20 protein-coding genes, 2 tRNA genes and 3 rRNA genes are annotated in these 24,787 nt (G+C 51.6%); 20 read left to right on the forward strand and 5 right to left on the reverse strand.

Annotated features, from left to right (window positions below):
- Nucleotides 1-64 precede the first annotated feature (64 nt).
- The 4 genes from tatA to tatD are packed head-to-tail and all read left to right on the forward strand — an operon-like array spanning nt 65 to nt 2,456.
- Nucleotides 65-334: a Sec-independent protein translocase subunit TatA gene (gene tatA, locus QUF14_RS23410; protein ID WP_001295260.1), complete on the forward strand. Its 270-nt coding sequence runs from the start codon at nt 65-67 to the stop codon at nt 332-334.
- Nucleotides 335-337: 3 nt separating this feature from the next.
- Complete coding sequence (tatB, locus tag QUF14_RS23415; RefSeq protein ID WP_000459594.1) at nt 338-853, forward strand: Sec-independent protein translocase protein TatB; 516 nt, start codon at nt 338-340, stop codon at nt 851-853.
- Nucleotides 854-855: 2 nt separating this feature from the next.
- Complete coding sequence (tatC, locus tag QUF14_RS23420) at nt 856-1,632, forward strand: Sec-independent protein translocase subunit TatC (RefSeq protein WP_000109943.1); 777 nt, start codon at nt 856-858, stop codon at nt 1,630-1,632.
- A 41-nt stretch (nt 1,633-1,673) separates the two neighbouring features.
- The gene (gene tatD, locus QUF14_RS23425) at nt 1,674-2,456 is read left to right on the forward strand and encodes a 3'-5' ssDNA/RNA exonuclease TatD (RefSeq protein ID WP_024211975.1); all 783 of its coding nucleotides are present in this window, start codon (nt 1,674-1,676) and stop codon (nt 2,454-2,456) included.
- Here tatD and rfaH read toward each other — a convergent pair.
- Nucleotides 2,453-2,941, reverse strand: a complete 489-nt coding sequence (gene rfaH, locus QUF14_RS23430; RefSeq protein ID WP_001192396.1) for a transcription/translation regulatory transformer protein RfaH — start codon at nt 2,939-2,941, stop codon at nt 2,453-2,455. The two genes, tatD and rfaH, sit on opposite strands and share 4 nt — an antisense overlap.
- A gap of 166 nt (nt 2,942-3,107) precedes the next feature.
- On the opposite strand from rfaH, the gene ubiD reads away from it, so the two are divergent.
- The 3 genes from ubiD (at nt 3,108) to QUF14_RS23445 (ending at nt 6,754) form a co-directional block, all read left to right on the forward strand.
- Nucleotides 3,108-4,601 (forward strand): 4-hydroxy-3-polyprenylbenzoate decarboxylase, encoded by a 1,494-nt coding sequence (gene ubiD, locus QUF14_RS23435; protein ID WP_000339804.1) that lies wholly within the window; start codon nt 3,108-3,110, stop codon nt 4,599-4,601.
- Between the two features lie 45 nt (nt 4,602-4,646).
- Nucleotides 4,647-5,348 (forward strand): NAD(P)H-flavin reductase, encoded by a 702-nt coding sequence (gene fre / locus QUF14_RS23440; protein WP_024211974.1) that lies wholly within the window; start codon nt 4,647-4,649, stop codon nt 5,346-5,348.
- A 425-nt stretch (nt 5,349-5,773) separates the two neighbouring features.
- The gene (locus tag QUF14_RS23445; protein ID WP_000399629.1) at nt 5,774-6,754 is read left to right on the forward strand and encodes an IS110-like element IS621 family transposase; all 981 of its coding nucleotides are present in this window, start codon (nt 5,774-5,776) and stop codon (nt 6,752-6,754) included.
- Between the two features lie 164 nt (nt 6,755-6,918).
- Here the strand turns inward: QUF14_RS23445 and fadA are convergent, their stop codons facing one another.
- Together fadA and fadB are read right to left on the reverse strand one after the other, a co-directional pair.
- Nucleotides 6,919-8,082 (reverse strand): acetyl-CoA C-acyltransferase FadA, encoded by a 1,164-nt coding sequence (gene fadA, locus QUF14_RS23450; RefSeq protein WP_100733884.1) that lies wholly within the window; start codon nt 8,080-8,082, stop codon nt 6,919-6,921.
- 9 nt (nt 8,083-8,091) lie between these two features.
- Nucleotides 8,092-10,281: a fatty acid oxidation complex subunit alpha FadB gene (gene fadB / locus QUF14_RS23455; protein ID WP_001361105.1), complete on the reverse strand. Its 2,190-nt coding sequence runs from the start codon at nt 10,279-10,281 to the stop codon at nt 8,092-8,094.
- A 188-nt stretch (nt 10,282-10,469) separates the two neighbouring features.
- Between fadB and pepQ the strand changes: the two genes are divergently transcribed.
- The 9 genes from pepQ to rrf all read left to right on the forward strand — a co-directional run bounded on the left by pepQ (nt 10,470) and on the right by rrf (nt 19,942).
- Nucleotides 10,470-11,801, forward strand: a complete 1,332-nt coding sequence (gene pepQ / locus QUF14_RS23460; RefSeq protein WP_096553009.1) for a Xaa-Pro dipeptidase — start codon at nt 10,470-10,472, stop codon at nt 11,799-11,801.
- Entirely contained in the window at nt 11,801-12,415 is a 615-nt protein-coding gene (locus tag QUF14_RS23465) for an IMPACT family protein (protein WP_001353706.1), read from the forward strand. The genes pepQ and QUF14_RS23465 overlap by 1 nt, the downstream gene beginning before the upstream one ends.
- A gap of 38 nt (nt 12,416-12,453) precedes the next feature.
- Nucleotides 12,454-13,905: a Trk system potassium transporter TrkH gene (gene trkH, locus QUF14_RS23470; RefSeq protein ID WP_000545683.1), complete on the forward strand. Its 1,452-nt coding sequence runs from the start codon at nt 12,454-12,456 to the stop codon at nt 13,903-13,905.
- A gap of 11 nt (nt 13,906-13,916) precedes the next feature.
- Nucleotides 13,917-14,462 (forward strand): menaquinone-dependent protoporphyrinogen IX dehydrogenase, encoded by a 546-nt coding sequence (gene hemG / locus QUF14_RS23475; RefSeq protein WP_000853965.1) that lies wholly within the window; start codon nt 13,917-13,919, stop codon nt 14,460-14,462.
- 376 nt (nt 14,463-14,838) lie between these two features.
- Nucleotides 14,839-16,380, forward strand: a 16S ribosomal RNA gene (locus QUF14_RS23480).
- A gap of 68 nt (nt 16,381-16,448) precedes the next feature.
- A tRNA-Ile gene (locus QUF14_RS23485) sits at nt 16,449-16,525 on the forward strand.
- A gap of 42 nt (nt 16,526-16,567) precedes the next feature.
- Nucleotides 16,568-16,643, forward strand: a tRNA-Ala gene (locus tag QUF14_RS23490).
- 183 nt (nt 16,644-16,826) lie between these two features.
- Nucleotides 16,827-19,731 (forward strand): 23S ribosomal RNA (locus tag QUF14_RS23495).
- A 95-nt stretch (nt 19,732-19,826) separates the two neighbouring features.
- Nucleotides 19,827-19,942, forward strand: a 5S ribosomal RNA gene (gene rrf / locus QUF14_RS23500).
- Together the 16S, 23S and 5S rRNA genes with 2 tRNA genes alongside form the textbook arrangement of a ribosomal RNA operon.
- 103 nt (nt 19,943-20,045) lie before the next feature.
- Here rrf and mobB read toward each other — a convergent pair.
- Both mobB and mobA read right to left on the reverse strand, forming a co-directional pair.
- On the reverse strand, nt 20,046-20,573 hold the full coding sequence (gene mobB, locus QUF14_RS23505; RefSeq protein ID WP_000907615.1) for a molybdopterin-guanine dinucleotide biosynthesis protein MobB: 528 nt from the start codon (nt 20,571-20,573) through the stop codon (nt 20,046-20,048).
- Nucleotides 20,555-21,139, reverse strand: a complete 585-nt coding sequence (gene mobA / locus QUF14_RS23510; RefSeq protein ID WP_001052167.1) for a molybdenum cofactor guanylyltransferase MobA — start codon at nt 21,137-21,139, stop codon at nt 20,555-20,557. Before mobA ends, mobB begins: the two co-directional genes overlap by 19 nt.
- A 69-nt stretch (nt 21,140-21,208) precedes the next feature.
- Here mobA and QUF14_RS23515 point away from each other — a divergent pair, with 69 nt between their 5' ends.
- The 4 genes from QUF14_RS23515 to QUF14_RS23530 all read left to right on the forward strand — a co-directional run bounded on the left by QUF14_RS23515 (nt 21,209) and on the right by QUF14_RS23530 (nt 24,769).
- Nucleotides 21,209-21,478, forward strand: a complete 270-nt coding sequence (locus QUF14_RS23515; protein ID WP_001295263.1) for a YihD family protein — start codon at nt 21,209-21,211, stop codon at nt 21,476-21,478.
- Between the two features lie 76 nt (nt 21,479-21,554).
- Nucleotides 21,555-22,541: a stress response kinase SrkA gene (gene srkA / locus QUF14_RS23520; RefSeq protein ID WP_001065496.1), complete on the forward strand. Its 987-nt coding sequence runs from the start codon at nt 21,555-21,557 to the stop codon at nt 22,539-22,541.
- A 16-nt stretch (nt 22,542-22,557) separates the two neighbouring features.
- Nucleotides 22,558-23,184: a thiol:disulfide interchange protein DsbA gene (dsbA, locus tag QUF14_RS23525; protein WP_000725353.1), complete on the forward strand. Its 627-nt coding sequence runs from the start codon at nt 22,558-22,560 to the stop codon at nt 23,182-23,184.
- Nucleotides 23,185-23,338: 154 nt separating this feature from the next.
- Entirely contained in the window at nt 23,339-24,769 is a 1,431-nt protein-coding gene (locus QUF14_RS23530) for a YdgA family protein (RefSeq protein WP_024212205.1), read from the forward strand.
- Nucleotides 24,770-24,787 lie beyond the last annotated feature (18 nt).

Genomic DNA, 24,787 nt, shown 5'->3' on the forward strand with positions numbered 1-24,787 from the left:
AAGGCGGGCCGTGTAACGTATAATGCGGCCTTGTTTAATCATCATCTACCACAGAGGAACATGTATGGGTGGTATCAGTATTTGGCAGTTATTGATTATTGCCGTCATCGTTGTACTGCTTTTTGGCACCAAAAAGCTCGGCTCCATCGGTTCCGATCTTGGTGCGTCGATCAAAGGCTTTAAAAAAGCAATGAGCGATGATGAACCAAAGCAGGATAAAACCAGTCAGGATGCTGATTTTACTGCGAAAACTATCGCCGATAAGCAGGCGGATACGAATCAGGAACAGGCTAAAACAGAAGACGCGAAGCGCCACGATAAAGAGCAGGTGTAATCCGTGTTTGATATCGGTTTTAGCGAACTGCTATTGGTGTTCATCATCGGCCTCGTCGTTCTGGGGCCGCAACGACTGCCTGTGGCGGTAAAAACGGTAGCTGGCTGGATTCGCGCGTTGCGTTCACTGGCGACAACGGTGCAGAACGAACTGACCCAGGAGTTAAAACTCCAGGAGTTTCAGGACAGCCTGAAAAAGGTTGAAAAGGCGAGCCTCACTAACCTGACGCCCGAACTGAAAGCGTCGATGGATGAACTACGCCAGGCCGCGGAGTCGATGAAGCGTTCCTACGTTGCAAACGATCCTGAAAAGGCGAGCGATGAAGCGCACACCATCCATAACCCGGTGGTGAAAGATAATGAAGCTGCGCATGAAGGCGTAACGCCTGCCGCTGCACAAACGCAGGCCAGTTCGCCGGAACAGAAGCCAGAAACCACGCCAGAGCCGGTGGTAAAACCTGCTGCGGACGCTGAACCGAAAACCGCTGCACCTTCCCCTTCGTCGAGTGATAAACCGTAAACATGTCTGTAGAAGATACTCAACCGCTTATCACGCATCTGATTGAGCTGCGTAAGCGTCTGCTGAACTGCATTATCGCGGTGATCGTGATATTCCTGTGTCTGGTCTATTTCGCCAATGACATCTATCACCTGGTATCCGCGCCATTGATCAAGCAGTTGCCGCAAGGCTCAACGATGATCGCCACTGACGTGGCCTCGCCGTTCTTTACGCCGATCAAGCTGACCTTTATGGTGTCGCTGATTCTGTCAGCGCCGGTGATTCTCTATCAGGTCTGGGCGTTTATCGCCCCAGCGCTGTATAAGCATGAACGTCGCCTGGTGGTGCCGCTGCTGGTTTCCAGCTCTCTGTTGTTTTATATCGGCATGGCGTTCGCCTACTTTGTGGTCTTTCCGCTGGCATTTGGCTTCCTTGCCAATACCGCGCCGGAAGGGGTACAGGTATCCACCGACATCGCCAGCTATTTAAGCTTCGTTATGGCGCTGTTTATGGCGTTTGGTGTCTCCTTTGAAGTGCCGGTGGCAATTGTGCTGCTGTGCTGGATGGGAATTACCTCGCCAGAAGACTTACGCAAAAAACGTCCGTATGTGCTGGTTGGCGCATTTGTTGTCGGGATGCTGCTGACGCCGCCGGATGTCTTCTCGCAAACGCTGCTGGCGATCCCGATGTACTGCCTGTTTGAAATCGGTGTCTTCTTCTCACGCTTTTACGTTGGTAAGGGTCGAAACCGGGAAGAGGAAAACGACGCTGAAGCAGAAAGCGAAAAAACTGAAGAATAAATTCAACCGCCCGTCAGGGCGGTTGTCATATGGAGTACAGGATGTTTGATATCGGCGTTAATTTGACCAGTTCGCAATTTGCGAAAGACCGTGATGATGTTGTAGCACGCGCTTTTGACGCAGGAGTTAATGGGCTACTCATCACTGGCACTAATCTGCACGAAAGCCAGCATGCGCAAAAGCTGGCGCGTCAGTATTCGTCATGTTGGTCAACGGCGGGCGTACATCCTCACGACAGCAGCCAGTGGCAAGCAGCGACCGAAGAAGCGATCATTGAACTGGCCTCGCAGCCAGAAGTGGTGGCGATTGGTGAGTGTGGCCTCGACTTTAACCGCAACTTTTCTACACCAGAAGAGCAGGAATGTGCTTTTGTTGCTCAGCTACGCATTGCTGCAGAATTAAACATGCCGGTATTTATGCACTGTCGCGATGCCCACGATCGGTTTATCACCCTGCTGGAACCGTGGCTGGATAAACTGCCTGGTGCAGTTCTTCATTGCTTTACCGGTACACGTGAAGAGATGCAGGCGTGCGCGGCGCGTGGAATTTATATCGGCATTACCGGTTGGGTTTGCGATGAACGACGCGGGCTGGAGCTGCGGGAATTGTTGCCGTTGATTCCGGCGGAGAAATTGCTGATCGAAACTGATGCGCCGTATTTGCTCCCGCGCGATCTCACGCCGAAGCCATCATCCCGGCGCAACGAGCCAGCCCATCTGCCCCATATTTTGCAACGTATTGCGCACTGGCGTGGAGAAGATGCCGCATGGCTGGCTGCCACCACGGATGCCAATGTTAAAACACTGTTTGGGATTGCGTTTTAGAGTTTGCGGAACTCGGTGTTCTTCACACTGTGCTTAATCTCTTTATTAATAAGATTAAGCAATAGCATGGAGCGAGCCTCACCGTCGGGTTCGGTGAAAATGGCCTGAAAACCTTCGAACGCGCCTTCGGTAATAATCACCTTATCACCCGGATAAGGGGTTGCCGGATCGACAATGTCTTTCGGTTTATATACCGATAGCTGATGAATCACCGCCGATGGGACTATCGCTGGCGACGCACCAAAGCGCACGAAGTGGCTGACACCGCGGGTCGCGTTGATAGTCGTGGTATGAATGACTTCTGGATCAAATTCCACAAACAGGTAGTTGGGGAACAATGGTTCACTGACTGCAGTACGTTTGCCACGCACGATTTTTTCCAGGGTGATCATCGGTGCCAGGCAATTCACAGCCTGTCTTTCGAGGTGTTCCTGGGCACGTTGAAGTTGCCCGCGCTTGCAGTACAGTAAATACCAGGATTGCATAATGACTCTTATCCGTTTAATCGGGGCGCAAGGATAGCAAAAGCTTTACGCTAAGTTAATTATATTCCCCGGTTTGCGTTATACCGTCAGAGTTCACGCTAATTTAACAAATTTACAGCATCGCAAAGATGAACGCCGTATAATGGGCGCAGATTAAGAGGCTACAATGGATGCCATGAAATATAACGATTTACGCGATTTCCTGACGCTGCTTGAACAGCAGGGTGAGCTAAAACGTATCACGCTCCCGGTGGATCCGCATCTGGAAATCACTGAAATTGCTGACCGCACTTTGCGTGCCGGTGGGCCTGCGCTGTTATTCGAAAACCCTAAAGGGTACTCAATGCCAGTGCTGTGCAACCTGTTCGGTACGCCGAAGCGCGTGGCGATGGGCATGGGGCAGGAAGATGTTTCGGCGCTGCGTGAAGTGGGTAAATTATTGGCTTTTCTGAAAGAGCCGGAGCCGCCAAAAGGTTTCCGTGACCTGTTTGATAAACTGCCGCAGTTTAAACAAGTATTGAACATGCCGACAAAGCGACTGCGTGGTGCGCCCTGCCAACAAAAAATCGTCTCTGGCGATGACGTCGATCTTAACCGCATTCCCATTATGACCTGCTGGCCGGAAGATGCCGCGCCGCTGATTACCTGGGGACTGACAGTGACGCGCGGCCCGCATAAAGAGCGGCAGAATCTGGGCATTTATCGCCAGCAGCTAATTGGTAAAAACAAACTGATTATGCGCTGGCTGTCGCATCGCGGCGGCGCGCTGGATTATCAGGAGTGGTGTGCGGCGCATCCGGGCGAACGTTTCCCGGTTTCTGTGGCGCTGGGTGCTGATCCCGCCACGATTCTCGGTGCAGTCACCCCCGTTCCGGATACGCTTTCAGAGTATGCGTTTGCCGGATTGCTGCGCGGCACCAAGACCGAAGTGGTGAAGTGTATCTCCAATGACCTTGAAGTGCCCGCCAGTGCGGAGATTGTGCTGGAAGGGTATATCGAACAAGGCGAAACTGCGCCGGAAGGGCCGTATGGCGACCACACCGGTTACTATAACGAAGTCGATAGTTTCCCGGTATTTACCGTGACGCATATTACCCAGCGTGAAGATGCGATTTACCATTCCACCTATACCGGGCGTCCGCCAGATGAACCCGCGGTACTGGGCGTGGCGTTGAACGAAGTGTTCGTGCCGATTCTGCAAAAACAGTTCCCGGAAATTGTCGATTTTTACCTGCCGCCGGAAGGCTGTTCTTATCGTCTGGCGGTAGTGACGATCAAAAAACAGTACGCCGGACACGCGAAGCGCGTCATGATGGGCGTCTGGTCGTTCTTACGCCAGTTTATGTACACTAAATTTGTGATCGTTTGCGATGATGACGTCAACGCCCGCGACTGGAACGATGTGATTTGGGCGATTACCACCCGTATGGACCCGGCGCGGGATACCGTTCTGGTAGAAAATACGCCTATTGATTATCTGGATTTTGCCTCGCCTGTCTCCGGGCTGGGTTCAAAAATGGGGCTGGATGCCACGAATAAATGGCCGGGGGAAACCCAGCGTGAATGGGGACGTCCCATCAAAAAAGATCCAGATGTTGTCGCGCATATTGACGCCATTTGGGATGAACTGGCTATTTTTAACAACGGTAAAAGCGCCTGATGCGCGTTTGTTTTGCCCTATTTATCGATCCGACAGAGAAAGCGCATGACAACCTTAAGCTGTAAAGTGACCTCGGTAGAAGCTATCACGGATACCGTATATCGTGTCCGCATCGTGCCAGACGCGGCCTTTTCTTTTCGTGCTGGTCAGTATTTGATGGTGGTGATGGATGAGCGCGATAAACGTCCATTCTCAATGGCCTCGACGCCGGATGAAAAAGGTTTCATCGAGCTGCATATTGGCGCTTCTGAAATTAACCTTTACGCGAAAGCCGTTATGGACCGTATTCTCAAAGATCATCAAATCGTGGTCGATATTCCCCACGGAGAAGCGTGGCTGCGCGATGATATAGAACGTCCGATGATTTTGATTGCGGGTGGCACCGGGTTCTCTTATGCGCGCTCGATTTTGCTGACGGCGCTGGCGCGTAACCCAAACCGTGATATCACCATTTACTGGGGCGGGCGTGAAGAGCAGCATCTTTATGATCTCTCCGAGCTTGAGGCGCTTTCGTTGAAGCATCCTGGTCTGCAAGTGGTGCCGGTGGTTGAACAACCGGAAGCGGGCTGGCGTGGGCGTACTGGCACTGTGTTAACGGCGGTATTGCAGGATCACGGTACGCTGGCAGAGCATGATATCTATATTGCCGGACGTTTTGAGATGGCGAAAATCGCCCGTGACCTGTTTTGCAGTGAGCGTAATGCGCGGGAAGACCGCCTGTTTGGCGATGCGTTTGCGTTTATCTGAGATATAAAAAACCCGCCCCTGACAGGCGGGAAGAACGGCAACTAAAACTTTATACAGTGATACAGTGGCATTTAGATCTATGTCGCATTCGGCAATCGATGCACGATGCCTGATGCGACGCTGGTGCGTCTTATCAGGCCTACATTGGTGCCGGGTCGGTAGGCCGGATAAGGCGTTTACGCCGCATCCGGCAATCGATGCCTGATGCGACGCTGGCGCGTCTTATCAGGCCTTGTATTATCCCTCCTGTGCAGAGAAAATCGGCCAGTTTTCTCTGCCTGCAGTCCGCATGCCGTATCGGGCCTTAGGTTTTCAACCTGTTGCGTAGATTTATGCAGCGGACTGCCTTTCTCCCAAAGTGATAAACCGGACAGTATCATGGACCGGTTTTCCCGGTAATCCGTATTTGCAAGGTTGGTTTCACGATGGAACATGAACTTCATTATATCGGTATCGACACCGCTAAAGAGAAACTGGATGTCGATGTGTTGCGTCCTGATGGTCGTCATCGCACCAAAAAATTCGCTAACACCACTAAAGGGCACGATGAGCTGGTGAGCTGGCTGAAGGGTCACAAGATTGACCATGCGCATATCTGCATCGAAGCGACCGGCACCTATATGGAACCTGTCGCAGAGTGCCTTTACGATGCAGGCTACATAGTGTCAGTCATTAATCCTGCGTTGGGTAAAGCTTTCGCTCAGAGTGAAGGACTGCGTAACAAGACTGATACCGTGGATGCGCGCATGCTGGCAGAGTTCTGTCGTCAGAAGCGCCCTGCAGCCTGGGAAGCGCCTCACCCGCTTGAACGCGCGTTGCGTGCCCTGGTAGTACGCCACCAGGCGCTGACAGATATGCACACGCAGGAACTGAACCGCACTGAAACGGCGCGGGAAGTCCAGAGACCGAGCATTGATGCTCACCTTCTGTGGCTTGAAGCAGAGCTGAAGCGTCTTGAGAAGCAGATAAAAGACCTGACAGACGATGATCCGGATATGAAACACCGCAGGAAACTGCTGGAAAGTATCCCGGGTATCGGAGAGAAAACATCTGCGGTATTACTGGCTTATATCGGTCTGAAGGACCGCTTCGCCCATGCCAGACAGTTCGCCGCTTTTGCGGGTCTGACACCACGGCGTTATGAATCAGGCAGTAGTGTGAGAGGGGCAAGCCGGTTGAGTAAAGCCGGACATGTGTCGCTTCGCAGGGCGTTGTATATGCCTGCAATGGTAGCCACCAGTAAGACTGAGTGGGGACGGGCGTTCCGCGACCGTCTGGCGGCTAATGGCAAGAAAGGAAAAGTGATTCTCGGCGCGATGATGCGCAAGCTGGCACAGGTGGCGTATGGAGTGCTGAAGTCAGGCGTACCGTTCGATGCGTCACGGCATAATCCGGTAGCTGCGTAAAAATCGCGGAAGGGATGAAAAAAACAGCGCCTGACGGCGCTGTGTCTGGCATGCCTGCAATCTGGGAAACCAGGGTAGAAAAAAACTTGCAGGCCATAACAGTATCTACATTAGTGCCGGGTCGGTAGACCGGATAAGGCGTTTACGCCGCATCCGGCAAGTGGTTAAACCCGCTCAAACACCGTTGCAATACCCTGACCCAGACCGATACACATCGTCGCCAGACCAAACTGAATGTCTTTGCGTTCCATCAGATTCAGCAGCGTGGTACTGATACGCGCACCGGAACAGCCCAGCGGATGACCCAGTGCGATCGCGCCACCGTTGAGATTGATCTTCTCGTCAATCTGCTCCATCAGTCCCAGATCTTTAATACATGGTAGGATCTGCGCGGCAAAAGCTTCGTTCATTTCAAACACGCCGATATCGCTGGCAGAAAGCCCCGCTTTTTTCAGCGCCAGCTTCGAGGCTGGAACCGGGCCGTAACCCATAATCGACGGGTCACAACCAACGACCGCCATCGAACGTACGCGGGCGCGTGGCTTAAGACCTAATTCACGAGCGCGGCTTTCACTCATCACCAGCATGGCTGCAGCGCCATCGGAGAGAGCGGAAGACGTACCCGCCGTTACCGTGCCGCTGACTGGATCGAACGCCGGACGCAGCGTGGCGAGGGCTTCCACGGTGGTTTCCGGCCGAATCACTTCGTCGTAATTAAACTGCTTCAGGACGCCGTCGGCATCGTGACCACCGGTCGGGATGATTTCATTTTTAAATGCGCCCGACTGCGTGGCGGCCCAGGCGCGGGCGTGTGATCGCGCGGCAAAGGCATCCTGCATTTCACGGCTGATACCGTGCATACGCGCCAGCATTTCTGCCGTTAAGCCCATCATGCCCGCCGCTTTGGCGACATTGCGGCTCAGGCCGGGGTGAAAATCGACGCCGTGACTCATCGGCACATGGCCCATATGCTCCACGCCACCGACCAGACATGCCTGTGCATTGCCAGTCATAATCATCCGTGCTGCGTCATGCAGTGCCTGCATGGATGAACCGCACAAGCGATTGACGGTGACCGCCGGGACAGAATGCGGCACTTCTGCCAACAGCGCCGCGTTACGAGCGATATTAAAACCCTGCTCCAGCGTCTGCTGCACACAACCCCAGTAAATATCATCGAGGGCCGCAGCTTCCAGCGCCGGGTTACGCGCCAGCAGGCTACGCATTAAATGAGCGGAGAGATCTTCCGCACGCACGTTACGAAAAGCACCGCCCTTCGAACGGCCCATCGGGGTACGAATTGCATCGACAATGACAACCTGTTCCATTGTGACTCCTTAAGCCGTTTTCAGGTCGCCAACCGGACGGGCTGGCTCAACCGGGGGATAGTACGGTTCGTTATGACGCGCTTTATTACGCAGACCTTCCGGCACTTCATACAGCGGGCCGAGGTGCTGATATTGTTGTGCCATATCGAGGTATTTTGCGCTACCGAGGGTGTCCAGCCAGCGGAACGCGCCGCCGTGGAACGGAGGGAAGCCCAGGCCGTAGACCAGTGCCATATCGGCTTCTGCCGGAGTGGCGATAATGCCTTCCTCCAGACAACGCACCACTTCGTTGACCATCGGGATCATCATGCGGGCGATAATCTCTTCTTCGCTGAAATCGCGCTTCGGCTGGCTGACTTCTGCCAGCAGGTCGTCAACGGCGGCATCTTCTTCTTTCTTCGGCTTACCTTTGCTGTCTTCTTTATAACGCCAGAAACCGAGGCCGTTCTTCTGACCAAAACGCTTGGCATCAAACAGTGCGTCGATGGCATCGCGATAATCTTTCTGCATCCGCTGCGGGAAACCTGCTGCCATCACTGCCTGGGCGTGATGCGCGGTATCAATGCCCACGACATCCAGCAAGTATGCCGGACCCATCGGCCAGCCGAACTGTTTTTCCATCACTTTGTCGATCTTGCGAAAATCCGCGCCGTCGCGCAGCAGCTGGCTGAAACCGGCGAAATAGGGGAACAGCACGCGGTTAACAAAGAAGCCGGGGCAGTCATTAACCACAATTGGCGTTTTACCCATCTTGCTCGCCCATGCGACAACTTTCGCGATGGTTTCGTCGGAGCTTTTCTCACCGCGAATAATTTCCACCAACGGCATCCGGTGCACTGGGTTAAAGAAATGCATCCCGCAGAAGTTTTCCGGGCGTTCCAGCGCGTTGGCCAGTTCGCTGATAGGAATGGTTGAAGTATTGGAAGCCAGCACGGTATCCGGGCGTACTTTCTGCTCGGTTTCTGCCAGCACGGCTTTTTTCACTTTCGGGTTTTCGACAACCGCTTCTACCACAACGTCCACGCGATCAAACCCGGCGTAGTCGAGCGTTGGATGAATCGTGGAGATCACGCCAGCCAGTTTCAGACCGTCGATCTTGCCGCGCTCAAGCTGCTTGTTCAGCAGTTTCGCGGCTTCGGTCATGCCGAGGGTTAACGACTTGTCGTTGATATCTTTCATGACAACCGGCACGCCTTTCCACGCAGACTGGTAAGCGATGCCGCCGCCCATAATGCCTGCGCCCAGCACAGCGGCCTGTTTCGGGGTTTCAACATCTTTGGTGAGTTTCTTCGCTTTACCTTTTACATATTGATCGTTAAGGAAAATGCCGACCAGTGCGCGAGCTTCGTTGGTATGCGCCAGCGGGACAAAACTTTTGTTTTCCAGGTTTAAGGCTTCTTCACGACCAAAACGGGCCGCAGCTTCAATGGTTTTTACTGCGGTGATGGGTGCGGGGTAATGTTTCCCTGCTGTTTGTGCGACCATTCCTTTAGCGATGGTGAAGCTCATGGTGGCTTCAATCTTGCTCAGTTTTAGCGGTTCCAGCTTCGGCTGACGTTTCGCTTTCCAGTCGAGGTCGCCGTTAATGGCCTGACGTAAAATTGCCTTCGCGCCTTCAACCAGTTTTTCTGCTTTGACTACGCCATCCACCAGACCGATTTTCAGCGCCTGATCCGCGCCGACATCTTTACCGGCGGCAATGATTTCCAGCGCACTATCAGCACCGAGCATACGTGGCATACGTACAGAACCGCCAAAGCCCGGCATAATGCCCAGTTTGGTTTCCGGCAGACCGATGCGCAGATCTGGCGTCGCCAGACGATAATCGGTCGCCAGCACACATTCGCAGCCACCGCCCAGCGCATAGCCGTTGACGGCAGCAATGGTCGGCACCGGCAGATCTTCCAGGCGATTAAACACGCTATTGGCAAAATGCAGCCACTGGCTTAACTGTTCTTCAGGAACGAGGAACAGGGACAAAAATTCGGTGATATCAGCACCGACGATAAAGGCTGCTTTATTCGAACGCAGCAGCAGCCCTTTTAAATCTGATTGCTGTTCCAGCACGCCGATGGCCTCGCCGAGGCTGGCGACGGTCGCAGTGTCGAGTTTATTAACTGAACCTGGGGCATCAAATACCAGTTCGGCAATGCCATCTTCCAGCCAGTCAAGGTACAAGGTGTCGCCTTTGTAAAGCATGTCAGTCTCCTGAATCCGCAAGGTGATCTGGTCGTACCAGATGAAACGAAGTGTGTATTTTGTGTTAAAAATATGCAAATAAAAGATTAAAGAAATGCCAATCTGATCACGCTCGGCAGAAATCACGCTCTGTATTAACGTTGTGCTAAGATGCGGAGACTTAAGGTCAAAAAACAGAAGGGTAAAAAATGGAATCACTGGCCTCGCTCTATAAAAATCATATAGCTACCTTACAGGAACGGACTCGCGATGCGCTGGCGCGCTTCAAACTGGATGCGTTACTTATTCACTCCGGCGAACTGTTCAACGTTTTTCTCGACGATCATCCCTATCCGTTTAAAGTGAACCCGCAATTCAAAGCGTGGGTGCCGGTAACCCAGGTGCCAAACTGCTGGTTGCTGGTAGATGGCGTGAACAAGCCGAAACAGTGGTTTTATCTGCCGGTTGATTATTGGCACAACGTCGAACCTTTGCCGACCTCTTTCTGGACTGAAGATGTAGAAGTGATCGCGCTGCCGAAAGCCGATGGCATTGGTAGCCTGTTACCAGCTGCGCGCGGCAATATCGGGTATATCGGCCCGGTGCCGGAACGTGCGCTGCAACTGGGTATTGAGGCCAGCAATATCAACCCGAAAGGGGTGATCGACTACCTGCATTACTACCGCTCCTTCAAAACCGAGTACGAACTGGCCTGTATGCGTGAAGCGCAGAAAATGGCGGTCAACGGTCATCGCGCGGCAGAAGAAGCGTTCCGTTCTGGCATGAGCGAGTTCGATATCAACATTGCCTATCTGACCGCGACCGGTCATCGTGATACCGACGTGCCTTACAGCAACATTGTGGCGCTCAACGAACACGCTGCGGTACTGCATTACACCAAACTCGACCATCAGGCACCGGAAGAGATGCGCAGCTTCCTGCTGGATGCCGGGGCCGAATATAACGGCTATGCGGCTGACCTGACTCGTACCTGGTCGGCAAAAAGCGACAACGACTATGCACAGCTGGTGAAAGACGTAAATGATGAACAACTGGCGCTGATCGCTACCATGAAAGCAGGCGTCAGCTATGTGGATTACCACATCCAGTTCCATCAGCGTATCGCCAAACTGCTGCGTAAACATCAAATCATCACCGATATGAGTGAAGAGGCGATGGTCGAAAATGATCTTACCGGACCGTTTATGCCGCATGGTATCGGCCATCCGCTGGGCCTGCAGGTGCATGACGTCGCTGGTTTTATGCAGGATGATAGCGGTACGCACCTCGCGGCACCGGCAAAATATCCGTACCTGCGCTGCACTCGTATTCTCCAGCCGGGCATGGTGTTAACCATCGAACCGGGTATCTACTTCATCGAATCGCTGCTGGCGCCGTGGCGTGAAGGGCAGTTCAGCAAACACTTCAACTGGCAGAAAATTGAAGCACTGAAACCGTTTGGTGGCATTCGTATCGAAGACAACGTGGTGATCCACGAAAACAACGTGGAAAACATGACCCGGGATCTGAAACTGGCGTGATGGAAAGCTGGTTAATCCCTGCGGCACCGGTCACGGTCGTTGAAGAGATCAAAAAGAGCCGCTTCATTACGCTGTTGGCGCATACCGATGGCGTTGAGGCGGCAAAAGCGTTTGTTGAATCGGTGCGGGCAGAACACCCCGATGCCCGCCACCATTGCGTGGCGTGGGTAGCTGGCGCACCGGATGATTCTCAACAACTGGGTTTCTCTGATGACGGGGAACCGGCGGGAACGGCAGGTAAACCGATGCTCGCCCAACTTATGGGCAGCGGCGTCGGGGAAATTACCGCCGTGGTGGTGCGCTACTACGGCGGCATATTGCTGGGCACCGGTGGGTTAGTGAAAGCGTATGGCGGCGGCGTGAATCAGGCACTGCGCCAGCTAACGACCCAACGCAAGACGCCATTAACCGAATATACTTTGCAATGTGAATATAGTCAGTTAACCGGCATTGAAGCGTTGCTGGGGCAGTGTGGCGGCAAAATTATCAACAGTGATTATCAGGCATTCGTTCTGCTGCGGGTGGCGCTTCCGGCGGCGAAAGTGGCTGAATTTTCCGCAAAGCTGGCGGATTTTAGCCGTGGTTCATTGCAATTGTTAGCGATTGAAGAATAATCCCCACTTCGTTTTGCAGAACTAAGGAAGCGGCAGAGATGCATTTTCGCGCCATTACCCGAATCGTTGGACTACTGGTCATCTTATTTTCAGGGACCATGATTATCCCTGGGCTGGTAGCACTCATCTACCGGGATGGAGCGGGCCGCGCTTTTACCCAGACCTTTTTTGTCGCCCTCGCCATTGGCTCTATGCTGTGGTGGCCGAACCGCAAAGAGAAGGGCGAACTGAAATCCCGTGAAGGGTTTCTGATAGTGGTGCTGTTCTGGACCGTGTTGGGTAGCGTCGGTGCGCTCCCTTTTATCTTTTCGGAAAGCCCAAACCTCACGATTACCGATGCGTTTTTTGAATCTTTCTCCGGTCTGACTACCACGGGGGCCACTACGCTGGTGGGACTGGATACACTTCCTCACGCAATCCTCTTTTATCGCCAGATGCTGCAATGGTTTGGCGGGATGGGGATCATCGTTTTGGCGGTTGCGATACTGCCTATCCTCGGCGTGGGTGGGATGCAGCTCTATCGCGCAGAAATGCCCGGCCCGCTGAAAGATAACAAAATGCGCCCGCGAATTGCGGAAACGGCGAAAACCCTGTGGTTGATTTATGTCTTGCTGACCGTCGCCTGTGCGCTGGCGTTGTGGTTTGCCGGAATGGATGCCTTTGATGCCATCGGCCATAGCTTTGCGACTATCGCTATTGGCGGCTTCTCGACACATGATGCCAGTATCGGTTATTTCGACAGCCCGACTATTAACACCATCATTGCTATCTTCCTGCTGATCTCCGGCTGTAACTACGGTCTGCACTTTTCGCTGTTAAGTGGGCGTAGTCTGAAGGTTTATTGGCGCGATCCGGAATTTCGCATGTTTATCGGCGTACAGTTTACGCTGGTGGTTATTTGTACCCTCGTGCTGTGGTTTCATAATGTCTATAGTTCGGCGCTGATGACAATTAACCAGGCGTTTTTTCAGGTGGTGTCGATGGCGACGACCGCCGGATTTACGACAGATAGCATTGCCCGCTGGCCGCTCTTTTTGCCGGTACTGCTTTTATGTTCAGCATTTATTGGCGGTTGCGCCGGGTCTACGGGCGGTGGCCTGAAAGTGATCCGCATTCTGCTGCTGTTTAAGCAGGGGAACCGTGAGCTGAAACGACTGGTGCATCCGAACGCCGTGTATAGCATTAAGCTGGGGAATCGCGCACTGCCGGAACGTATCCTCGAAGCCGTTTGGGGATTTTTCTCCGCCTATGCATTGGTGTTTATTGTCAGTATGCTGGCGATTATCGCCACGGGTGTGGATGACTTTTCTGCCTTTGCCTCGGTTGTTGCGACATTGAATAACCTGGGGCCAGGGCTTGGCGTGGTTGCTGATAACTTTACCAGTATGAACCCGGTGGCTAAATGGATCCTGATTGCCAACATGCTGTTTGGTCGTCTCGAGGTCTTTACATTGCTGGTGCTCTTTACCCCGACTTTCTGGCGTGAATGATGGAGTAATACGTGAAAACATTAATTCTTTTCTCAACAAGGGACGGACAAACGCGCGAGATTGCCTCCTACCTGGCTTCGGAACTGAAAGAACTGGGGATCCAGGCGGATGTCGCCAATGTGCACCGCATTGAAGAACCACAGTGGGAAAACTACGACCGTGTGGTCATTGGTGCTTCTATTCGCTATGGTCACTACCACTCTGCGTTCCAGGAATTTGTCAAAAAGCATGCGACGCGGCTGAATTCGATGCCGAGCGCCTTTTACTCCGTAAACCTGGTGGCGCGTAAACCGGAGAAGCGTACTCCACAGACCAACAGCTACGCGCGGAAGTTTCTGATGAGTTCACAATGGCGTCCCGATCGCTGTGCCGTCATTGCCGGGGCGCTACGTTATCCACGTTACCGCTGGTACGACCGCTTTATGATCAAGCTGATTATGAAGATGTCAGGCGGTGAAACGGATACGCGCAAAGAAGTTGTCTATACCGATTGGCAGCAGGTGGAGAATTTCGCCCGAGAAATCGCCCATTTAACCGACAAACCGACGCTGAAATAAGCATAAAGAGTAAAAAATGCGCGGTCGGAAAATTATTTTAAATTTCCTCTTGTCAGGCCGGAATAACTCCCTATAATGCGCCACCACTGACACGGAACAACGGCAAACACGCCGCCGGGTCAGCGAGATTCTCCTGAGAATCTCGACAGAGAAAAGCAAAAAAATGCTTGACTCTGGAGCGGGAAAGCGTATTATGCACACCCCGCGCCGCTGAGAAAAAGCGAAGCGGCACTGCTCTTTAACAATTTATCAGACAATCTGTGTGGGCACTCGAAGATACGGATTCTTAACGTCGCAAGACGAAAAATGAATACCAAGTCTCAAGAGTGAACACGTAATTCATTACGAAGTTTAATTCTTTGAGCATCAAACTTTTAAATTGAAGAGTTTGATCATGGCTCAGATTGAACGCTGGCGGCAGGCCTAACACATGCAAGTCGAACGGTAACAGGAAGCAGCTTGCTGCTTTGCTGACGAGTGGCGGACGGGTGAGTAATGTCTGGGAAACTGCCTGATGGAGGGGGATAACTACTGGAAACGGTAGCTAATACCGCATAACGTCGCAAGACCAAAGAGGGGGACCTTCGGGCCTCTTGCCATCGGATGTGCCCAGATGGGATTAGCTAGTAGGTGGGGTAACGGCTCACCTAGGCGACGATCCCTAGCTGGTCTGAGAGGATGACCAGCCACACTGGAACTGAGACACGGTCCAGACTCCTACGGGAGGCAGCAGTGGGGAATATTGCACAATGGGCGCAAGCCTGATGCAGCCATGCCGCGTGTATGAAGAAGGCCTTCGGGTTGTAAAGTACTTTCAGCGGGGAGGAAGGGAGTAAAGTTAATACCTTTGCTCATTGACGTTACCCGCAGAAGAAGCACCGGCTAACTCCGTGCCAGCAGCCGCGGTAATACGGAGGGTGCAAGCGTTAATCGGAATTACTGGGCGTAAAGCGCACGCAGGCGGTTTGTTAAGTCAGATGTGAAATCCCCGGGCTCAACCTGGGAACTGCATCTGATACTGGCAAGCTTGAGTCTCGTAGAGGGGGGTAGAATTCCAGGTGTAGCGGTGAAATGCGTAGAGATCTGGAGGAATACCGGTGGCGAAGGCGGCCCCCTGGACGAAGACTGACGCTCAGGTGCGAAAGCGTGGGGAGCAAACAGGATTAGATACCCTGGTAGTCCACGCCGTAAACGATGTCGACTTGGAGGTTGTGCCCTTGAGGCGTGGCTTCCGGAGCTAACGCGTTAAGTCGACCGCCTGGGGAGTACGGCCGCAAGGTTAAAACTCAAATGAATTGACGGGGGCCCGCACAAGCGGTGGAGCATGTGGTTTAATTCGATGCAACGCGAAGAACCTTACCTGGTCTTGACATCCACGGAAGTTTTCAGAGATGAGAATGTGCCTTCGGGAACCGTGAGACAGGTGCTGCATGGCTGTCGTCAGCTCGTGTTGTGAAATGTTGGGTTAAGTCCCGCAACGAGCGCAACCCTTATCCTTTGTTGCCAGCGGTCCGGCCGGGAACTCAAAGGAGACTGCCAGTGATAAACTGGAGGAAGGTGGGGATGACGTCAAGTCATCATGGCCCTTACGACCAGGGCTACACACGTGCTACAATGGCGCATACAAAGAGAAGCGACCTCGCGAGAGCAAGCGGACCTCATAAAGTGCGTCGTAGTCCGGATTGGAGTCTGCAACTCGACTCCATGAAGTCGGAATCGCTAGTAATCGTGGATCAGAATGCCACGGTGAATACGTTCCCGGGCCTTGTACACACCGCCCGTCACACCATGGGAGTGGGTTGCAAAAGAAGTAGGTAGCTTAACCTTCGGGAGGGCGCTTACCACTTTGTGATTCATGACTGGGGTGAAGTCGTAACAAGGTAACCGTAGGGGAACCTGCGGTTGGATCACCTCCTTACCTTAAAGAACTGTACTTTGCAGTGCTCACACAGATTGTCTGATGAAAATGAGCAGTAAAATCTCTACAGGCTTGTAGCTCAGGTGGTTAGAGCGCACCCCTGATAAGGGTGAGGTCGGTGGTTCAAGTCCACTCAGGCCTACCAAATTTGCACCGCAAATTTGAAGAGGTTTTAACTACATGTTATGGGGCTATAGCTCAGCTGGGAGAGCGCCTGCTTTGCACGCAGGAGGTCTGCGGTTCGATCCCGCATAGCTCCACCATCTCTGTAGTGATTAAATAAAAAATACTTCAGAGTGTACCTGCAAAGGTTCACTGCGAAGTTTTGCTCTTTAAAAATCTGGATCAAGCTGAAAATTGAAACACTGAACAACGAGAGTTGTTCGTGAGTCTCTCAAATTTTCGCAACACGATGATGAATCGAAAGAAACATCTTCGGGTTGTGAGGTTAAGCGACTAAGCGTACACGGTGGATGCCCTGGCAGTCAGAGGCGATGAAGGACGTGCTAATCTGCGATAAGCGTCGGTAAGGTGATATGAACCGTTATAACCGGCGATTTCCGAATGGGGAAACCCAGTGTGATTCGTCACACTATCATTAACTGAATCCATAGGTTAATGAGGCGAACCGGGGGAACTGAAACATCTAAGTACCCCGAGGAAAAGAAATCAACCGAGATTCCCCCAGTAGCGGCGAGCGAACGGGGAGGAGCCCAGAGCCTGAATCAGTGTGTGTGTTAGTGGAAGCGTCTGGAAAGGCGCGCGATACAGGGTGACAGCCCCGTACACAAAAATGCACATATTGTGAGCTCGATGAGTAGGGCGGGACACGTGGTATCCTGTCTGAATATGGGGGGACCATCCTCCAAGGCTAAATACTCCTGACTGACCGATAGTGAACCAGTACCGTGAGGGAAAGGCGAAAAGAACCCCGGCGAGGGGAGTGAAAAAGAACCTGAAACCGTGTACGTACAAGCAGTGGGAGCCTCTTTATGGGGTGACTGCGTACCTTTTGTATAATGGGTCAGCGACTTATATTCTGTAGCAAGGTTAACCGAATAGGGGAGCCGAAGGGAAACCGAGTCTTAACTGGGCGTTAAGTTGCAGGGTATAGACCCGAAACCCGGTGATCTAGCCATGGGCAGGTTGAAGGTTGGGTAACACTAACTGGAGGACCGAACCGACTAATGTTGAAAAATTAGCGGATGACTTGTGGCTGGGGGTGAAAGGCCAATCAAACCGGGAGATAGCTGGTTCTCCCCGAAAGCTATTTAGGTAGCGCCTCGTGAATTCATCTCCGGGGGTAGAGCACTGTTTCGGCAAGGGGGTCATCCCGACTTACCAACCCGATGCAAACTGCGAATACCGGAGAATGTTATCACGGGAGACACACGGCGGGTGCTAACGTCCGTCGTGAAGAGGGAAACAACCCAGACCGCCAGCTAAGGTCCCAAAGTCATGGTTAAGTGGGAAACGATGTGGGAAGGCCCAGACAGCCAGGATGTTGGCTTAGAAGCAGCCATCATTTAAAGAAAGCGTAATAGCTCACTGGTCGAGTCGGCCTGCGCGGAAGATGTAACGGGGCTAAACCATGCACCGAAGCTGCGGCAGCGACGCTTATGCGTTGTTGGGTAGGGGAGCGTTCTGTAAGCCTGCGAAGGTGTACTGTGAGGTATGCTGGAGGTATCAGAAGTGCGAATGCTGACATAAGTAACGATAAAGCGGGTGAAAAGCCCGCTCGCCGGAAGACCAAGGGTTCCTGTCCAACGTTAATCGGGGCAGGGTGAGTCGACCCCTAAGGCGAGGCCGAAAGGCGTAGTCGATGGGAAACAGGTTAATATTCCTGTACTTGGTGTTACTGCGAAGGGGGGACGGAGAAGGCTATGTTGGCCGGGCGACGGTTGTCCCGGTTTAAGCGTGTAGGCTGGTTTTCCAGGCAAATCCGGAAAATCAAGGCTGAGGCGTGATGACGAGGCACTACGGTGCTGAAGCAACAAATGCCCTGCTTCCAGGAAAAGCCTCTAAGCATCAGGTAACATCGAATCGTACCCCAAACCGACACAGGTGGTCAGGTAGAGAATACCAAGGCGCTTGAGAGAACTCGGGTGAAGGAACTAGGCAAAATGGTGCCGTAACTTCGGGAGAAGGCACGCTGATATGTAGGTGAAGCGACTTGCTCGTGGAGCTGAAATCAGTCGAAGATACCAGCTGGCTGCAACTGTTTATTAAAAACACAGCACTGTGCAAACACGAAAGTGGACGTATACGGTGTGACGCCTGCCCGGTGCCGGAAGGTTAATTGATGGGGTTAGCGGTAACGCGAAGCTCTTGATCGAAGCCCCGGTAAACGGCGGCCGTAACTATAACGGTCCTAAGGTAGCGAAATTCCTTGTCGGGTAAGTTCCGACCTGCACGAATGGCGTAATGATGGCCAGGCTGTCTCCACCCGAGACTCAGTGAAATTGAACTCGCTGTGAAGATGCAGTGTACCCGCGGCAAGACGGAAAGACCCCGTGAACCTTTACTATAGCTTGACACTGAACATTGAGCCTTGATGTGTAGGATAGGTGGGAGGCTTTGAAGTGTGGACGCCAGTCTGCATGGAGCCGACCTTGAAATACCACCCTTTAATGTTTGATGTTCTAACGTTGGCCCGTAATCCGGGTTGCGGACAGTGTCTGGTGGGTAGTTTGACTGGGGCGGTCTCCTCCTAAAGAGTAACGGAGGAGCACGAAGGTTGGCTAATCCTGGTCGGACATCAGGAGGTTAGTGCAATGGCATAAGCCAGCTTGACTGCGAGCGTGACGGCGCGAGCAGGTGCGAAAGCAGGTCATAGTGATCCGGTGGTTCTGAATGGAAGGGCCATCGCTCAACGGATAAAAGGTACTCCGGGGATAACAGGCTGATACCGCCCAAGAGTTCATATCGACGGCGGTGTTTGGCACCTCGATGTCGGCTCATCACATCCTGGGGCTGAAGTAGGTCCCAAGGGTATGGCTGTTCGCCATTTAAAGTGGTACGCGAGCTGGGTTTAGAACGTCGTGAGACAGTTCGGTCCCTATCTGCCGTGGGCGCTGGAGAACTGAGGGGGGCTGCTCCTAGTACGAGAGGACCGGAGTGGACGCATCACTGGTGTTCGGGTTGTCATGCCAATGGCACTGCCCGGTAGCTAAATGCGGAAGAGATAAGTGCTGAAAGCATCTAAGCACGAAACTTGCCCCGAGATGAGTTCTCCCTGACCCTTTAAGGGTCCTGAAGGAACGTTGAAGACGACGACGTTGATAGGCCGGGTGTGTAAGCGCAGCGATGCGTTGAGCTAACCGGTACTAATGAACCGTGAGGCTTAACCTTACAACGCCGAAGATGTTTTGGCGGATTGAGAGAAGATTTTCAGCCTGATACAGATTAAATCAGAACGCAGAAGCGGTCTGATGAAACAGAATTTGCCTGGCGGCCTTAGCGCGGTGGTCCCACCTGACCCCATGCCGAACTCAGAAGTGAAACGCCGTAGCGCCGATGGTAGTGTGGGGTCTCCCCATGCGAGAGTAGGGAACTGCCAGGCATCAAATTAAGCAGAAGGCCCGGTCGGAAGACTGGGCCTTTTTGCGCTGGTGCAGAAAAAGGTCGGATACGACGCTGGCGCGTCTGATCCAGACTACTCTTGCTTATCCGTCCTGATTTTGCATCCACTCCACCACAAAATCAGCCAGCCCCTCAACATCATTAATATCCAGTAACGCGACATCAAGATTAAGCGGCACATCACTGGCTACAGCAATAACATGTCTGTCTATCACTAATTCTTCCGGTCGATGTCCGGCTCCATCGCGAAACAGCACAATCTTTGCGATCTCTTCATGCTTAAACCCTTCGACCAGAATCAAATCCAGCTTTGAGGTATCCATTCGACTTGCGAGAAAATGTAGATCCAGCTCTTCTTCGTCTGGTGTTTCCGTCATCAAGGCCCATCGCTGCTGGCTGGCAACGATGGTTTGTGCCGCGCCAGCCTTGCGCAGCTCATAGCTATCTTTGCCCGGTTTATCAACATCCATATCATGGTGCGTATGCTTAATCAGCCCTGGACGGATCCCTCTGGCGCATAATGCCGGGATCAGTTTTTTCAGCAGCGTAGTTTTTCCAGTGCCGCTCCACGCGGCAAAGGCGAGTAACGGTATCATCGTTTTTCCTGCCATCGGGCAAGCTCCTCTGGCGTATTCACGTTTACAAATGCATCTTTATGATCGCTGAAATCGACCGCGTGACCGCCAGCCAGACGCATAAATGCCATTACCCGGCGTTCTCCTGCTTGCAGATATTCCAGTAATAAAGGCTCAATTGCGCGGTTTACCAGAGCAATAGTCGGGTGATCGCGTTCACCGTCGTGGACCCACACGACAGGCGCATCTTTGCGCTGATGATTAAGCCGGGCAGCTAAATCAGGGGGAATGTAAGGCGTATCGCATGGGCAAAACAAAAACCACTCCCCCGCTTCCTGCTGCATTACTGAAAGCATTCCTGCCAGAGGGCCTGGGTAATCCGCCAGTGTATCTTCAATCACTTTCAGACCGCTTGCCTGATAGATTTCCTGATGACGATTAGCATTAACCACGACGTGAGAGTGCTGCGTCATAAGCGCGTCAGCGACATGTTGCCATAATGGTTTGCCGTTTAATTCAAGCAATCCTTTATCTACGCCGCCCATTCGTCTGGCTTTACCGCCCGCCAGCACAACGCCTGTTATCGTCGTCATCAGATTCACCGATATCGCCTCTTTTATTGTGGGATTGACCCTGCTAACGTGTCTGTCTCAAGAGTAAGGAGCATTACTATGAAATGTAAACGTCTGAATGAAGTTATTGAACTCCTCCAGCCAGCCTGGCAAAAAGAGCCAGACCTTAACCTGCTGCAATTTTTGCAGAAACTGGCGAAAGAGTCAGGTTTTGACGGCGAACTGGCGGATTTGACGGATGACATTCTGATCTATCACCTGAAAATGCGTGATTCCGCGAAAGATGCGGTGATCCCGGGTTTGCAGAAAGATTATGAAGAAGATTTCAAAACGGCGCTGTTACGCGCTCGCGGCGTAATTAAAGAGTAAAAGCTTGTAAGCGGTGCCACCAAAATCATCGTGAAATGATATCCTTCATCATTCATAATGTTTTCCGGATGATGGGATGAACAACAGCGCTTTTACTTTCCAGACACTACACCCGGATACCATCATGGACGCTCTGTTTGAGCATGGGATCCGGGTGGATTCCGGTCTTACCCCGCTTAACAGCTATGAAAACCGTGTCTATCAATTTCAGGACGAAGATCGTCGACGTTTTGTCGTCAAATTTTATCGCCCTGAACGTTGGACAGCCGATCAAATCCTCGAAGAACATCAATTTGCGTTGCAGCTGGTTAACGATGAAGTTCCGGTCGCAGCGCCTGTGGCCTTTAACGGTCAGACTTTATTGAATCATCAGGGATTTTATTTCGCTGTTTTTCCAAGCGTCGGTGGTCGCCAGTTCGAAGCTGATAATATCGATCAGATGGAAGCTGTAGGGCGTTATTTAGGGCGTATGCACCAGACGGGGCGCAAACAGCTTTTTATCCATCGCCCGACCATCGGTCTGAATGAATATCTCATTGAGCCACGCAAGCTGTTTGAGGACGCCACACTGATACCTTCCGGGTTGAAAGCGGCATTCCTGAAAGCGACAGATGAGCTGATCGCCGCCGTTACAGCACACTGGCGGGAAGATTTCACCGTTCTGCGGCTACATGGAGACTGCCACGCCGGGAATATCCTCTGGCGCGATGGTCCAATGTTTGTTGATCTGGATGATGCACGTAATGGTCCGGCTATTCAGGATTTGTGGATGTTGCTCAATGGCGATAAAGCCGAGCAGCGGATGCAACTGGAAACTATTATTGAAGCTTATGAAGAATTTAGCGAGTTCGACACCGCTGAAATCGGACTGATTGAACCTTTACGCGCCATGCGTTTGGTTTATTATCTTGCCTGGCTAATGCGGCGTTGGGCTGATCCCGCGTTCCCGAAAAATTTCCCGTGGTTAACCGGGGAAGATTACTGGCTGCGACAGACGGCGACTTTTATAGAACAGGCAAAAGTTCTACAAGAACCCCCTTTGCAATTAACACCTATGTATTAATCGGAGAGAGTAGATCATGAAAAAGATTTGGCTGGCGCTGGCTGGTTTAGTTTTAGCGTTTAGCGCATCGGCGGCGCAGTATGAAGATGGTAAACAGTACACCACCCTGGAAAAACCGGTTGCTGGCGCGCCGCAAGTGCTGGAGTTTTTCTCTTTCTTCTGCCCGCACTGCTATCAGTTTGAAGAAGTTCTGCATATTTCTGAGAACGTGAAGAAAAAACTGCCGGAAGGCGTGAAAATGACTAAATACCACGTCAACTTCATGGGTGGGGATCTGGGCAAAGAACTGACTCAGGCATGGGCAGTGGCGATGGCGCTGGGCGTGGAAGACAAAGTGACTGTTCCGCTGTTTGAAGGCGTACAGAAAACCCAGACCATTCGTTCTGCATCTGATATCCGCGATGTATTTATCAACGCAGGTATTAAAGGTGAAGAGTACGACGCGGCGTGGAACAGCTTCGTGGTGAAATCTCTGGTGGCTCAGCAGGAAAAAGCCGCAGCCGACGTGCAATTGCGTGGCGTTCCGGCGATGTTTGTTAACGGTAAATATCAGCTGAATCCGCAGGGTATGGATACCAGCAATATGGATGTTTTTGTTCAGCAGTATGCTGATACTGTGAAATATCTGTCCGAGAAAAAATAATTCATTGTGAATTACATAAGGCCCGTGAATATTCACGGGCTTTTTTTATTATTTAATAAATATAAATACATTCTGATAATGCGTCCTGCCGCTGGACATTATTTCAGCATAAGTGGATATTCAAAGTTTTGCTGTTTTATCAGGGAATATTTATATGATACGTAAGTCAGCTACAGGTGTTATTGTTGCGTTAGCCGTAATCTGGGGTGGTGGCACATGGTACACAGGTACGCAAATTCAGCCTGGTGTCGAAAAGTTCATTAAAGATTTTAACGATGCTAAAAAGAAAGGTGAACATGCCTACGATATGACGTTAAGTTATAAAAACTTTGACAAAGGCTTTTTTAATTCTCATTTTCAAATGCAAATGACATTTGATAACGGTGCACCCGATCTCAATATCAAGCCAGGCCAGAAAGTTGCATTTGATGTGGATGTTGAGCACGGTCCGTTGCCCATCACAATGTTAATGCGTGGTAATGTCATCCCCGCACTGGCAGCGGCAAAAGTGAACTTAGTGAATAATGAACTGACACAACCGCTATTTATCGCCGCAAAAAATAAATCGCCCGTGGAAGCGACATTGCGATTCGCGTTTGGTGGCTCATTCTCCACGACATTAGATGTTGCCCCTGCAAAATATGGAAAGTTTTCTTTTGGTGAAGGCCAGTTTACTTTTAATGGTGATGGTAGCTCATTGTCTAACCTGGATATTGAAGGCAAAGTCGAAGATATTGTTCTGGAATTATCGCCATTGAACAAAGTAACGGCGAAAAGTTTTACCATTGATTCTCTAACGCGATTAGAAGAAAAGAAATTTCCGGTTGGCGAAAGCGAGTCGAAATTCAATCAGATTAACATTATCAATCAGGGAGAAGACGTTGCCCAAATCGATGCTTTCGTTGCAAAAACCAGGCTGGATCGCGTTAAAGACAAAGATTATATCAATGTCAATCTGACCTACGAACTTGATAAGTTAACAAAAGGGAATCAGCAACTCGGTAGTGGTGAGTGGTCATTGATTGCTGAATCTATTGATCCCTCAGCGGTGCGCCAATTTGTCATCCAGTATAACATTGCGATGCAGAAGCAGCTTGCTGCACACCCTGAGTTAGCAAACGATGAAGTTGCTCTGCAAGAAGTGAATGCTGCATTGTTCAAAGAGTATTTACCGTTATTACAAAAAAGTGAGCCGACCATTAAACAACCGGTAAGATGGAAGAACGCACTCGGCGAACTAAATGCCAATCTGGATATCAGTATTGCCGACCCAGCCAAATCTTCATCATCCACAAACAAAGATATTAAATCGCTCAATTTTGACGTGAAGTTACCGCTTAATGTTGTCACAGAAACCGCAAAACAGCTTAATTTATCTGAAGGCATGGATGCTGAAAAAGCGCAAAAGAGGGCTGATAAACAAATCAGCGGGATGATGACATTAGGTCAGATGTTTCAGTTAATCACGATTGACAACAATACCGCCTCGCTGCAACTGCGTTATACACCGGGTAAAGTTGTTTTTAACGGACAGGAAATGAGCGAAGAAGAATTTATGTCTCGTGCCGGACGTTTTGTTCATTAAAATACTCACTCGCCTCTG

Origin of the sequence: Escherichia sp. HH091_1A (assembly GCF_030295175.1) — a bacterium.
GTDB classification, from domain to species: Bacteria; Pseudomonadota; Gammaproteobacteria; order Enterobacterales; family Enterobacteriaceae; genus Escherichia; species Escherichia coli_F.

Bases quoted from the DNA above. Each gene is read 5' to 3' on its own strand.
- tatA (WP_001295260.1), top strand. From the start codon at position 65: ATGGGTGGTATCAGTATTTGGCAGTTATTGATTATTGCCGTCATCGTT.
- tatC (WP_000109943.1), top strand. From the start codon at position 856: ATGTCTGTAGAAGATACTCAACCGCTTATCACGCATCTGATTGAGCTG.
- tatD (WP_024211975.1), top strand. From the start codon at position 1,674: ATGTTTGATATCGGCGTTAATTTGACCAGTTCGCAATTTGCGAAAGAC.
- rfaH (WP_001192396.1), bottom strand. From the start codon at position 2,941: ATGCAATCCTGGTATTTACTGTACTGCAAGCGCGGGCAACTTCAACGT.
- ubiD (WP_000339804.1), top strand. From the start codon at position 3,108: ATGGATGCCATGAAATATAACGATTTACGCGATTTCCTGACGCTGCTT.
- fre (WP_024211974.1), top strand. From the start codon at position 4,647: ATGACAACCTTAAGCTGTAAAGTGACCTCGGTAGAAGCTATCACGGAT.
- QUF14_RS23445 (WP_000399629.1), top strand. From the start codon at position 5,774: ATGGAACATGAACTTCATTATATCGGTATCGACACCGCTAAAGAGAAA.
- fadA (WP_100733884.1), bottom strand. From the start codon at position 8,082: ATGGAACAGGTTGTCATTGTCGATGCAATTCGTACCCCGATGGGCCGT.
- fadB (WP_001361105.1), bottom strand. From the start codon at position 10,281: ATGCTTTACAAAGGCGACACCTTGTACCTTGACTGGCTGGAAGATGGC.
- pepQ (WP_096553009.1), top strand. From the start codon at position 10,470: ATGGAATCACTGGCCTCGCTCTATAAAAATCATATAGCTACCTTACAG.
- QUF14_RS23465 (WP_001353706.1), top strand. From the start codon at position 11,801: ATGGAAAGCTGGTTAATCCCTGCGGCACCGGTCACGGTCGTTGAAGAG.
- trkH (WP_000545683.1), top strand. From the start codon at position 12,454: ATGCATTTTCGCGCCATTACCCGAATCGTTGGACTACTGGTCATCTTA.
- mobB (WP_000907615.1), bottom strand. From the start codon at position 20,573: ATGGCAGGAAAAACGATGATACCGTTACTCGCCTTTGCCGCGTGGAGC.
- QUF14_RS23515 (WP_001295263.1), top strand. From the start codon at position 21,209: ATGAAATGTAAACGTCTGAATGAAGTTATTGAACTCCTCCAGCCAGCC.
- srkA (WP_001065496.1), top strand. From the start codon at position 21,555: ATGAACAACAGCGCTTTTACTTTCCAGACACTACACCCGGATACCATC.
- dsbA (WP_000725353.1), top strand. From the start codon at position 22,558: ATGAAAAAGATTTGGCTGGCGCTGGCTGGTTTAGTTTTAGCGTTTAGC.
- QUF14_RS23530 (WP_024212205.1), top strand. From the start codon at position 23,339: ATGATACGTAAGTCAGCTACAGGTGTTATTGTTGCGTTAGCCGTAATC.